Origin of the sequence: Pseudomonas sp. W4I3 (genome assembly GCF_030816195.1) — a bacterium.
Classification (GTDB): domain Bacteria; phylum Pseudomonadota; class Gammaproteobacteria; order Pseudomonadales; family Pseudomonadaceae; genus Aquipseudomonas.
The window spans coordinates 3,501,636-3,514,256 of the sequence record NZ_JAUSXS010000001.1 but is presented as its reverse complement, the minus strand read 5'-3'; the positions used below and the strand labels follow the sequence as shown (position 1 = coordinate 3,514,256).

At 59.0% G+C, this 12,621-nt stretch carries 8 protein-coding genes; 3 read left to right on the top strand and 5 right to left on the bottom strand.

Going from position 1 to position 12,621, the window contains the following annotated elements; translation table 11 throughout:
- Positions 1-76 precede the first annotated feature (76 nt).
- From QF045_RS16060 to QF045_RS16040, 5 genes are all read right to left on the bottom strand, one after another.
- Positions 77-454, bottom strand: coding sequence for a response regulator (locus QF045_RS16060; RefSeq protein ID WP_017528049.1), 378 nt, complete (start codon positions 452-454; stop codon positions 77-79).
- Positions 455-532: 78 nt separating this feature from the next.
- A complete protein-coding gene (locus QF045_RS16055; protein ID WP_306493066.1) occupies positions 533-1,726 on the bottom strand; it encodes a hybrid sensor histidine kinase/response regulator in 1,194 nt (397 codons plus the stop codon).
- Positions 1,720-2,319, bottom strand: coding sequence for a chemotaxis protein CheB (locus QF045_RS16050; protein WP_306493065.1), 600 nt, complete (start codon positions 2,317-2,319; stop codon positions 1,720-1,722). The genes QF045_RS16055 and QF045_RS16050 overlap by 7 nt, the downstream gene beginning before the upstream one ends.
- Positions 2,316-3,146: a protein-glutamate O-methyltransferase CheR gene (locus QF045_RS16045; protein ID WP_373424448.1), complete on the bottom strand. Its 831-nt coding sequence runs from the start codon at positions 3,144-3,146 to the stop codon at positions 2,316-2,318. Before QF045_RS16045 ends, QF045_RS16050 begins: the two co-directional genes overlap by 4 nt.
- A complete protein-coding gene (locus QF045_RS16040) occupies positions 3,147-6,644 on the bottom strand; it encodes a response regulator (protein ID WP_306493064.1) in 3,498 nt (1,165 codons plus the stop codon).
- A 281-nt stretch (positions 6,645-6,925) separates the two neighbouring features.
- Here QF045_RS16040 and QF045_RS16035 point away from each other — a divergent pair, with 281 nt between their 5' ends.
- The 3 genes from QF045_RS16035 to QF045_RS16025 all read left to right on the top strand — a co-directional run bounded on the left by QF045_RS16035 (position 6,926) and on the right by QF045_RS16025 (position 12,569).
- A complete protein-coding gene (locus QF045_RS16035; protein ID WP_306493063.1) occupies positions 6,926-10,567 on the top strand; it encodes a hypothetical protein in 3,642 nt (1,213 codons plus the stop codon).
- 134 nt (positions 10,568-10,701) lie between these two features.
- The gene (locus QF045_RS16030; RefSeq protein WP_306493062.1) at positions 10,702-11,061 is read left to right on the top strand and encodes a response regulator; all 360 of its coding nucleotides are present in this window, start codon (positions 10,702-10,704) and stop codon (positions 11,059-11,061) included.
- A gap of 107 nt (positions 11,062-11,168) precedes the next feature.
- Entirely contained in the window at positions 11,169-12,569 is a 1,401-nt protein-coding gene (locus tag QF045_RS16025) for a DUF1254 domain-containing protein (RefSeq protein ID WP_306493061.1), read from the top strand.
- The last annotated feature ends 52 nt before the right edge of the window (positions 12,570-12,621 follow it).

Sequence of the window (12,621 nt, the reverse complement as noted above, 5' to 3'; positions counted from 1 at the left end):
GCCTCAGGATCGCAGCGGTTAGAAAGGCTGACCGCTGGAAGTGATCGATAGCGTCGACGCGAGGCTATCCCCGCGCTCAAGCCAACAAGCGCTGAATGTGTTCCTGCAACGTATCCAGATCAAACGGCTTGGCCAATATCGGCGCATTGCGCGTGATCGGGCTGTTGCAGTCGAGAATTTCCTGCGGGTAGCCGCTGATAAAAATGACTTTCAATTCCGGCCGAACCTTGAGCGCCGGCTCGGCGATCTGCACGCCTGAAATACCACCAGGCAGGCGGTAATCCGTGACCATCAGGTCCAGGTGCGGCTTGGTCGCAAGGATTTCAAAGGCCTCTTTTCCATTGACAGCCTTCAATACCCGATAACCCAGGCCAGCCAGGTATTCACCCAGCACAAACATAATGGATTCGTCGTCCTCGACGATCAGTACGACATCTTGTGCATCTTCACTCATGGGAAGCCTTTGTCCAGTCAGTTGCTGGTGTTACGACCATCGGGTCACGTAGAGGTTGCGTCCAGGTGACGATTGATTTCACGCCGTCGCCTGAAGCGGCAGACAGACCCGAAACAACGCGCCCTCGCCTATCCGGCTTTCAACTTCGATGGTCCCGCCATGGGCCGCGACGATCTGCTCGGAGATGAACAGGCCCAGGCCCAGACCCGCAGCCGCATGGCTGACGGAAACCCGCTCGAACTGCTGAAAAATGCGCTTCTGGTTCTCCTCGCTGATACCGATGCCGTGGTCACGGACCTCTACACGCGCTTCGTCGTGCTCGGTGTAGACCCGCACTTCCACCGGGCTCTTGGCGCCGTAGCGCAAGGCGTTGGTCAGTAAATTAGTGACCACCTGCTCGATGCGAAATTCATCCCAATTGCCTTCCACCGGCTCATCGGCCACCAAGTGCATCGACGACTCGGCGGCAGCGACCTGCGGCTCGAAGTTATGCACCAGGTTGCGCACCAGCTGCGTCAGGTCAAAGCGCGCCGGACGTATCGACAGTTTGCCGGTGCGAATGCGCGAGACATCGAGCATGTCCTCGATCAACCGGATCAGGCTTTTGATCTGGCGCTCGTCGCGGTCGACCATTGCGTGCATCTTGTCCAGCGTGAACGCCGAGGCGTTGTCACGGGCCAGGTGCATCTTGCGCAACTGGGTTTCCAGGATCAGCCCGTTCAGCGGCGTGCGCACTTCGTGGGCGACTATCGACATGAAGTCATCGCGCATGCGCACCGCCTGCTCCAGCTCGGCTTGGGTGGCCTGCAGGCGCGTCAGCAAAAGCTCCTGCTCGCGGCGGCTGCGCTCCAGGGCTTCGACCTGCAGCTTCATCGCCTTGCTCTGGCGGTACAGGTCGACGAAAACATTGACCTTGCTCTTGACCGCGTGGATATCCAGCGGCTTGTGCAGGAAGTCCACCGCACCGCTTTCATAGCCCTTGAAGGCGTAATTGAGCTCGCGGCCGGCGGCGCTGACGAAGACGATCGGGATGTTCTTGGTCTTTTCGGTGCCGCGCATCAGTTCGGCCAGCTCGAAACCGTTCATGCCAGGCATCTGCACGTCGAGGATCGCCATGGCGAATTCATGTTCCAGCAACAGGGACAACGCTTCGTCGGCACTCAATGCCTTGAATACCTGGCGGTCTTCGCGCTTGATCAGCGCTTCGAGGGCCAGCAGGTTTTCCGGCAGATCATCGACGATCAGCAGTTTGGCCTGGACAGTACTTAACATGGGGAAGGTTCCAGGGAAGCCAGCAATGAGCCAATCTGGCTCAAGGAAAGAATATGGTCAGGTGTGTGCAGCGCCAGGGCCGCCAGCGGCATCACGGCGATCCGGGCCTCGGCGGGGTCTTGCACGAGGGTGGTGCCGCCCGATTGCTTGACGTGGGCCAGCCCGCGCGCGCCATCCTGGTTGGCGCCGGTCAGCAGGATCGCCAGCAGCCCCGGCCCGTAGGCATCGGCGGCCGAAGCGAAGAGAAAATCGATGGCCGGGCGTGAGTGGTGCACACGGTCCTCCTGGCTCAGGGACAGGCTGTGGTCGTGCTCCACCGACAGGTGATAGCCGGGGCCGGCGAAATACAAGGTGCCCGCCTCGATCGACTCCTTGTCTTGCGCTTCCTTCACCGGAATACGCAAGCGCCGCGCGAAGACTTCGGCCAACTGACTGCGACGTTCATCGGGCAGGTGCAGCACCGCAATGATCGGTAGGCCGAACGTTTCCGGCAGCCCGCCAAAAATACTCAGCAACGCCTCCACACCGCCGGCGGAGGCGCCGACGACAATGGCTTCAATCCCGACAAGCGGGGTAATTGCAGCGTCGCTCATGATTTGCGGTAGATCCGTTCCTGTTTGACCAAGGGTTCAAATTGCTTGCTGTAGGCGGAAAAATCCAGGGTTTCCTTGCTGCCCAGCACCAGGAAGCCGCGATGACACAGCGACTCATGAAACAACCCAAATGCCCTGTCCTGCAACTTTTTATTGAAATAAATCAATACGTTGCGACATGAAATTAATTGAGTTTCTGAGAATACACTGTCGGTTGCCAGGCTATGGTCGGCGAACGTGACGTTCTCGCGCAGCGTCTTGTCGAAGATCGCGTTATCGTAAGCTGCGGTGTAGTAGTCGGCAAATGAACGTTGGCCACCAGCCTGCTGATAGTTCGCCGTGTAGGCGCGCACGTTCTCCAGGGAGAAGATGCCCTGCTTGGCTTTGTCCAGCGATGCCGGGTTGATGTCGGTGGCATAGATGATGGTGCGCTCGAGCAAGCCTTCTTCGCGCAGCAGGATCGCCATGGAGTAAACCTCCTCGCCGGTGCTGCAGCCGGCGATCCAGATCTTGATCGACGGGTAGGTCTTGAGCAGCGGCACCACTTCCTGGCGAATCGCGAGAAAGTGCGACGGATCACGAAACATCTCGCTCACGGGGATAGTCAGGAACTGCAGCAATTGCATGAACGCGGCCGGATCATGCAGCACCCGCTCCTGCAGCGCGGAAATGGTCGCGCAGTCGAACTGGCGCAAGGCATGGGCCACCCGCCGCTTGACCGACGCACCGGAGTAGTCGCGAAAGTCGTAGCTGTACTTGAGGTAAATCGCCTCGATCAACAGGCGCAGCTCAATATCGCTGCTTTTGTCCAATACACTTCGCTCCACTTAAATGCGTTCCATCTTCGGTAGCCATACACGAATCAACGAGAACAGGCGGTCCAGATCAATCGGTTTGGCCAGGTAATCGTTGGAACCTGCCGCCAGGCACCGCTCCTGGTCATCTTTCATGGCCTTGGCTGTCACGGCAATGATCGGCAGCTTCTTCCAGCGCGGGTCCTGACGGATCAGAGCCGTGGCTTCGTAGCCGTCCATCTCCGGCATCATCACGTCCATCAGTACCAGATCGATATCCTCGACCTCATTGAGCTTGTCGATCGCTTCACGGCCGTTGCGCCCGATCACCACCACGGCGCCCTTGTGTTCCAGGGCGCTGGTAAGGGCAAAAATATTGCGCACATCGTCGTCCACCAACAGGATCTTGCGACCTTCGAACACCTTATCGCGGCTGCGTGCGGTCTTGAGCATCTTCTGGCGGTCATGGGACAGCTGGGATTCGACTTTGTGCAGAAAGAGCGTGACTTCATCGAGCAGGCGCTCCGGAGAACGGGCGCCCTTGATGATGATCGAGCGCGAGTATTTGCGCAGTTCAGCCTCTTCATCGCGAGTCAGGTTGCGCCCGGTGTAGACGATCACCGGCGGGAACGAGCAGATATCCTCGGTGGCCATGCGCTTGAGCAGCTCGTTGCCGAGCATGTCCGGCAGCTTGAGGTCGATGATCATGCAGTCGTAAACGTTGGTGCGCAGCAGGTCCAGTGCCGCTTGGGCGTAGCCGACATCGGTGATTTCGATGTCATCGTCGCCGATCAGGCGAGCAATGCTGTCGCGCTGCAGGTCGTCGTCCTCCACCAGCAGCACGCGCTTGACCTTTTGCGTCAGCTTGGCTTCCAGGCGCGCGAACACGTCCTTGAGCTCTTCACGGGTGGTGGGCTTCACGGCATAACCGATGGCGCCCATGTGCATGGCGGCTTCGACGCGGTCTTCCACGGAAATCACATGCACGGGGATGTGCCGGGTGTTGGCGTGCTCCTTGAGACGTTGCAACACTGTCAGCCCGGAATGGTCCGGCAGGCGCATGTCCAGCAGGATCGCATCGGGGATGAACTCTTCGGCCAGGCTGTAGCCTTCGTCGGCACCGTGGGCGACCAGGCAGTTGTAGCCCAGCTCATGGGCCAGGTCGAAGAGGATACGTGCGAAATTCGGCTCATCTTCCACCACCAGGATGCAGCGGGTGGTGAACGGGGCCTTGTCACGGTCATCGGCAAAGCGTGGGATGCGCTCGGCATCGACTACCGGTAGCGGCGCGACCTTGACTGGCTCCGGAGCTGGCACCACTGCGGCCTGGCGCGGGGCCTCGATCGGCGCGGCATCTTCACCGCGTTCGACATACTGTTCAGGCAATACCAGGGTGAAAATGCTGCCCTTGCCCGGCTCGCTGGTCACGCTGATGTAGCCGCCCAGCAAGGTTGCCAGGTCGCGGGAAATGGACAGGCCCAAGCCGGTGCCGCCGTAACGGCGGTTGGTGGTGCCATCGGCCTGGCGGAAGGCTTCGAAGATGCTTTCCTGTTGATCCTGGGCGATACCGATGCCCGAGTCGCGCACGGTGAACGCAATGCCCTCCCCCGGCGCGCGGGACACCGACAGACTGACGTCGCCCTGCTCGGTGAACTTGATCGCGTTGGACAGCAGGTTCTTGAGGATCTGCTCCAGTCGCTGGCGGTCGGTGAACAGCAAGCTCGGCGCGCCTTCCTGCAGATCGATCTGGAAGCCCAGTTTGCGATCCTTGGCCAGCGGCTCGAACATGCCGCGCAGGCCATCGACCAGGCGCTCGACGCTGGAGTTTTCCGGGCGCACTTCCAACTTGCCGGCTTCTACCTTGGAAATATCGAGAATGTCGTTGATCAGGTTGAGCAGGTCATTACCGGCCGAATAGATCGACTCGGCAAACTTGACCTGTTCGGCACTGAGGTTTTCCTGGGGGTTCTCGGCCAGCAATTTGGCCAGGATCAGCGAACTGTTCAGCGGCGTGCGCAGTTCATGGGACATGTTGGCGAGAAATTCGGATTTGTACTTGCTTGAGCGCTGCAGTTCATCGGCGCGGTCTTCAAGTTCCAGCTGGACCTTGTTGAGCTCGATGTTCTTGCGGTCCATGGCATCGCGCTGGTCGGCCAGGGTCTGGGACTGTTCTGCCAGTTGCTCGTTGGTCTGCTCGAGCTCCGCTTGCTGGGTTTCCAGGTGCGCCTGGGATTCCTTAAGGATGCGTGACTGCTCTTCCAGCTCTTCGTTGGCGGTCTTGAGTTCTTCCTGCTGAACTTGCAGCTCTTCGTTGAGCTGCTGAGTTTCGGCGAGTACTTCCTGCAGGCGCTGGCGATAACGCGCGGCTTCGATGGACGTGCCGATATTGCCCGCGATCAGCTCCAGCAATTCCACATCGCGCTCTTGCAGCGGGCGCAGAAAACCCAGTTCGATCACGCCGTTGACCCGGTCATCATCGCTGGTGGGCACCACCAGTACGCTGCGGGTTGCGCCCTCGCCCAACCCGGAGCTGACTTTGAAGTAGTCCACCGGCACGTCGTCCAGGCGGATCAGGCGATCGAGCTGAGCGGCCTGCCCTACAATGCCTTCGTCGCTATAGATCAACTGCTCCTGCTGTTCCTGCTCGCGGGAAAAACCATAAGTGGCCACACGTTTGAGACCGCCGTGTTCCTCGCGCACGTACAGCGCCGCGACGGCCGAACCCATGTACTGGGCAAAAAATTGCAGGATATTACGCCCCAGCATGTTCAGGGTCAGCTGGCCGAGCACTTGTTCGGCTAGCTCAGTCTGGCCGTTGCGCAGCCAGGCTTGCTGCTCCAGACGACGTGCAATTTTCTGTTGGGACGCGAGGTTGGCGCTGTAGCTTTCTGAAAGTGCCAACAAATTTTTCCTGCCGACATACGCAAGAAAACCACTCAGCCCGAGTACGAACGCCAGGTACAGCGTGACGCTGAGCACCGTGGTATGGGTGACCTCTTCATTACGGGTAATACGGAACTGCTGTTCCATCGCCACCGCGTCGTCATATTCCTTGCGAATCTCATCGGTCAGGCGCTTGCCCCGGCCCGCCTTCACTGCCCCCCGGAAGTCCCCGCTGTTGCGCTGCAGCTCAATCATCGACTGCGCGTAGTTGTTCCACTCGACCTGCAGCGCTTCAAGACGCTTGAGGCGGTCGACCTGCTGCGGGTTGTCGGCAACCAGTTCCTGCAGATTGCGCAGGTCGGCAATGATCCGCGGCTTGGCCACTTCATAGGGGTCGAGAAAATGCTCGTCACCGGTAATCAGGAAGCCGCGCATGCCGGTTTCCAGGTCGACCGTCAGCTTGGACGACTCATTGAGGTTATTGATGACCCGGTCGGTGTGTTCCACCCACTGGATCACCGACAGCAGATAAGTGATCAGCACAACAAAAAAAACCGCGCTGAGCACGCCAACACCCAATGGCAGGGCCACGTTACGGCTCAGGAGTTTACGGAAGCTCTTTTCATCAACTGACGACGCGGGAGTCATGGGCATGCCTTGGCCAAGTGCGGAAAAACCGGGAGTTTGCCCCAAAGTTGCGCCTGAACGCTATTTTTCTACGGCAAAGGATGAAAGAAGACAGCCCCAACCGACCGATAAATCGCTGCGCAAGCGGTTCTTTCTGTCTTGTCAGCGACGTGTTTTCTCACATTACGTCGTAGTACCGAGCGGAACCTGGAGACCTGGGCATTCCACCCAAGGGGGCGTCTCGGGACAGGGAGTCTTCATCAAGGGGGCGCATTTCTCTTCCCGAACACGGTATATCCCTCATGTTGAATATTGCGCAGCATTCGTTTGCCCCACGCTCACACAACGATCCATCCCATGCACAGGCTACGCCACACCGGCCCGCCCAACTGTCCAAGCCTGAACCGAGCCCTACCGATACTTCACCAACCAGTCACCTTGCGCCGCCCCGCAACACGGGACTGCTCGCCCAGTTGGCAGACCAGGAGAACCTGAAGCTATTGGGGCAAAAACTTCAGCAGATTGCCGACACGCTAGGTAAGGAGGCGATGCCATCGGCGGTGCTGGCCGCGCTAGGCAGCACCGCGATGAATATCCACCCTGATTCGTCTTATGCGCAGGAGGCGACCGGCAGCGTGACCCTGGACACCTTTATCAAAACGTTCCTAGGGTTACGTTTACCCATCAACCATTTTCAGCTTCTGGCCCTGTGCACGTCAGTGATCGACAGGTCCATGGTGCATCCGTTGGGCGATCTGGGGGGCGCGTTGTCCTGGCCGGCGCCCTTGAGCGTTGGTCAACAACGGCAGTTGCGCGCGAGCACCCTGAATCATCCGCACGCCCTGGGGAGTCAGCCTTTGGTGATGCAAACCAAGGGCGGTGTACTGGCGTTCCTGGGTTATCGGCAAGCTTTACCGACAGCGCCTGGGGATGACCCTGCGAAAACCCTTCACACCCTGCTCAGCACCCCGCAAGCACAGCTGATGGGCAAAGACTTGCAAGAGAGAATGCGGGGCATTGCCAGCGACAGGAGCGTGATGGACTACCTGCTGGCGGGGATCGGGTTGCAGTTGGACCCGGAGTCGATCACCTCCCCGCATCGCAACAAAATCGCCGGTTTCGACCTGGCGAGCGACAAACACTGGGGCAAGCCCGCGTCCACCGTCGTGGCTGGACTGGCCCAATGGCTGGTGGCCAAAGGCAGAACCACGCCGGAAATGGCCAAGGTGGGTGCCTATCTGCTGCTGGCAAGCCGCGCGCCGGTGTACCTGATCAAGGACATCCCCGACAGCGTCAAATACGGCAGCCCTGCCTGGGTCAATCTGGCGGTTGCCGCTGCGACCATCGAAGCTCAAACCCCCGGAAAAGTCCCCAATATGACGTTTGCCCAGGTCATGCTCGCGGCCCAGAGCGCAAGCCTGGCCGACCCGCTTGTGACCCAGATCGCCCAGCGTGAGGCGTTGATCGACTGGGGCGCCGTCAATGGTGTGCCCGATGCTCACCTGCGCGCAAAACACGATAGCGCCTACACCGCTCAGGAGTTGAACACGCTGGTCACTGCTTTCAACGCGCGCAAATCAATGATGGCGCAGGCGGCGCAGAGCTTCGATGAAGACCTTCCATCGCGCAAAGAGCTGGCCTTGGCCGTACTCAAACAACGCTTCCCTCAGTTGGAGCACCTGTTCGAAGAGCGGGTGATCAATGTGCAGCGCAAAGAGACCGGTCGGCGCGGGCAAGACCGGTGGGTCACCGCAGAGGTCGGCCCTCATTCACTGCTGGATATTGCGATGATGGATCTGCCCGGCCCACGCTTGGTATTTAGCTCCAGCGATAGCCGGGTTCCCGTGGCGGCGCTGAACGCCAACCCCCGTTTTGGCGTGGCCGATACATTCGAGGCGCAATACAAGAGCGTTGTCGAGAAGAAGAAACAGGCGACCGGCACCTACATCCGGCACTTGATCTCCCAACTGCCCGCAAAGGACAGGAAAAACTTTGAGACGGGTAAAATCACGTTTTATCAAAACCATTCCAAAACACTGGGCACGGGCTTTTTCGGCTCGACGGCTGACCCCAAAGGCGAAGCGCTACTGGTCAAGACTGAGCGTGAAGGGGTGACGACCGCCTATCAAATCGACTTCAACGCCGGTCGTATCGCTACTGTCCCCGAGGCGCAGGTAACGCCTGGCGCTTACCGAATCGCGAATCGCGCCTACGAAACCAAAGTATTCAAACCTGCGGGAGGGGAAGCCCTGAGCGAACCTGGAGAAGCGTCGTCGAGTGCTCTGCCGGCCGACACCTTCGGCTCGTCGCGTGTTCAACTCATCGCCGACGCCTTCATTGAGCATATCAACCTGGATGATAACGCGCTCAAGCAGCAGGCGCGGGGGCAGACCACAGCCGACAAAAATCGCGCCAGGGCCGACGCGGTCAGCGAGTTCGTCCTGGACCTGATTCCCTTTCGTTCTGCGATCAACAATTTTCGCGCGGGCGATATTGGCGCAGGCGTGCTCGACCTTGGCCTGGACCTGTTTGGCTTTCTTACCGCTGGCGTTGCCACCACCGGCAAGGTCGTCAAGATCGCCGGCACGTCTGCCTCTCGCTTGAGCAAGGGGTTACGGGTGGCCAAAGCCATCGGCATGGCAACGTTCAGCACCCTCAACCCCCTTGGTGGGTTGGGTGATGTTGCGGTAGGAAGTGCCCGGCTGGCGGGTAACGGTCTTCAGTTTGTTGGCGCCAAGGGCCTCAAGAACGTCAATAGACTGCGGGGCGCCACCGGTAGCTATGACCTGTTAAAAACCGCTAGCCGGGATCACGGTGCTGTCGCAACGGGCACCTTGAAAATAGGCGATAGCACAATTGATAGCGCCGCCGTATTAAAAGATGGGCGTTGGTACGCATTTGATGCCAACACATTACGCGCCTATGGCAGCCCTCTCAGCGGCTTTGCGCCAAGCACCGTGGCAATCAAGGGGGAGATCAACCAGAGCTTCAGCGACTGGCTTTACCGCCAATTGGCAGGCGATGCGGCAGCGCCCCAGGGGCCGCCGAGCGTACTCGGCCAATATGTCCCTGCGCAATTCGAGGAAGCGCTGAAGGCAGCGAAGAGTCCTGAGAAGCGCGCAGCGTTCGATTTCGGCTATGCCTATGGAAATCCGGATAAGGTGCCCGGCTACGCGTCCGACATGACTATCGTTGAGATCCAGACCCTCGCGTCCCAGCGCTTTCTAAGCGCCGAAGACGTAGGCACGCTGATCAAACAGATCGAACGCCGAAAGATAAAGCTGGTCCAGGACGGTTTTATGCTGTTCCAGCATGACATTCATGCCGCCGGCGGCACCTTGACCGCCATGCCCCAGGAAATGTACCTCAGCCTGGTCAACATTGCGTCCCAGGGTGAATGTGCGGGGATGGCCAATGCCCTGGCGCTGGCCTTGATGCACGGAAAAGAAACGACCTTCCTTGGCAATGTATTCACGGCGGCCGGTCAGCTGTCCCAGGGTAAAAAGTTGGCTTTTGTCGATGACCTGACGAACTTTCATAATGCGGTCAATGGTGCCGAAACCTTTCACATGGGTAAGCCGGTGAGGCAATTGCCTTATCAAAAGATTGCTGACGAGGTAGCAGAAGCGGCGCCGCCGAACGTGCTCAGGATTGCCACACTGGATCACGCGTTGTTGGCGGGCGTGGTTACCAGGGACGGCAAACCCAGTTGGTTCTACTTTGACCCCAATTTTGGGCTGGCTCAGTTCCCCTCTGCCGAGGCCTTTAAAAACGGACTTGAGCGCACGTTGAACCGCGGTACCAGCCCTTTCCAGCTGCGCGCACACGGCAATACCCTCGGAGCGCCAGAATACCGGGTCAGTCGCTTTGAGGTCGGCGACTTGGCCAGCTACCGCAATGCCCAGGCGGTCGAGCGCCTGGCTACCGATGATTTGCAGCCATAAGCGCAAGCTGACGGGACATTCTTGCGCCCTAAGGTCACAATGCCAGCAATTGCGTCGGAACTTGCTGGCATCGTTATCACTCACAATCGAATTGCCTTCAAGCCACGCGCCCTCACTTTTCAGGAATGTTCACTATGCCCACTGCCTCCACCATCCTAGTAGTCGAAGACGACGCCATCGTGCGCATGCTGATCGTCGATGTGCTCGAAGAGTTGGAGTTCAAGGTGCTTGAAGCGGCTGACGCTGAAGAGGCACTTGAGGTAGTGAAAAACATCGAACAGACAATCGACCTGATGATGACTGACGTTGGCCTCCCGGACATGGATGGCAAGGAATTGGCGAACCAGGTCCGCACGCTGCGCCCTACCCTGCCTATCCTGTTCGCCAGCGGCTATGCCGAAAACATCGACGTGCCAGCCGACATGCAGGTGATTGGCAAGCCGTTCTCGATCGATCAGCTGCGCGATAAAGTCAAATCGATGTTGCCTGCGTAATCCCTTGTCCTTTTGCAGGTTTTAACGTGACGCCAGGGAAATAAAACAGGAAACTCATCGCCTTCATTTCCCCGTCAGTCAAAAGAACTCTGGAAGGACGCAACAACATGATTGGACAACCTGCGCGCCTGGTGTTGGCGAGCCTCTCGATACTCATGAGCACTGGCGCCTGGGCCGACTTCACGGCAACCCCCACGCAAGCACGGGCCATTGCCAAGGAAGCCTATCTGTACGGTTATCCTGTGGTGGAGATGTACAAGACGCTCTACACCCAGGCCGTTGACAAAGGCGGTGCCAACTTCAAGGCTGCGTTCAATCACATCGGCAACACCGCACAGGTGTTCACCCCCAAGGACAGCGCGTTCGTGACCCCGAACTCGGACACGCCCTACTCCTTCGTCTGGATGGACCTGCGCAAGGAACCCCTGGTGCTGACCCTGCCCAAGGTCGAAGAGAACCGCTACTACTCGGTGCAGTTGATCGACCTCTACACCCAGAACATCGCCTACCTGGGCACGCGCAGCACCGGCAACAACGGCGGTCACTACATGATCGCGGGGCCCGACTGGAAAGGCCAGCAGCCGGTCGACATCGACCGCGTGGTGTACAGCGAAAGCAATATTGCCTACGCGCTGTATCGCACCCAGCTGTTCGATGAAAAAGACTTGAGCAAGGTCAAGCAAATCCAGAACGGCTATAAAGTGCAGCCGCTGAGCAGCTACGTGAAACAACCGGCCCCGGCCAAAGCGCCGAAGATCGAGTGGCCCAAGCCGATGGCGAACATGGGCGACAGCCCGCAACTGTTCCGCTACTTGAACTTCATGCTGGCCTTCGCCGCGCCGCAAGACAGTGAGAAAGACCTGCTGGCACGCTTCGCCACGATCGGCATCGCCCCCGGCGCGCCCTTCAAGCTGAACCAGCTGACCGCCGACCAGCGTAAAGCCCTGGAAGATGGGATTGCCGATGGCAAGGCTGAGTTTGCCGCGTTCAAGAAAGACAAGATCGACACCCACCAAGTCTCCAGCGGGGAGTTGTTCGGCAGCCGTGACCGACTGAACAACAATTACCTGTACCGTTATGCTGGCGCCAACCTGGGTATTTTCGGCAATTCCACCGACGAAGCCGCTTACTTCACCTACTTCGATGACAGCGAAGGCAAACCGGCCAACGGCGCGCGCCGCAGCTACACCGTGCACTTTGCCAAGGATCAACTGCCGCCGGCCGATGCGTTCTGGTCGCTGACCATGTACGACGCCAAGACCAAATTGCTGGTGCCCAACCACAAGAAACGTTATCTGATCAACTCGCGCATGCTGCCGGACCTGAAGCTGGACGCCGACGGCGGCCTGACCCTGGCGCTGCAGCATCACGAGCCGCCCAAGGCCGAACAAAGCAACTGGTTGCCGGCTCCAACCGGGCCGTTCTTCGCGGTGCTGCGCATTTACCTGCCCAAGCCTGAAGTCAGTAACGGTCAATGGAAATTGCCGCCGTTGACGCCCCTCAAGTAACCCCAACGGGAATGAATGCGCGGCGAATATGACTCACATGAGCCATCCCGCC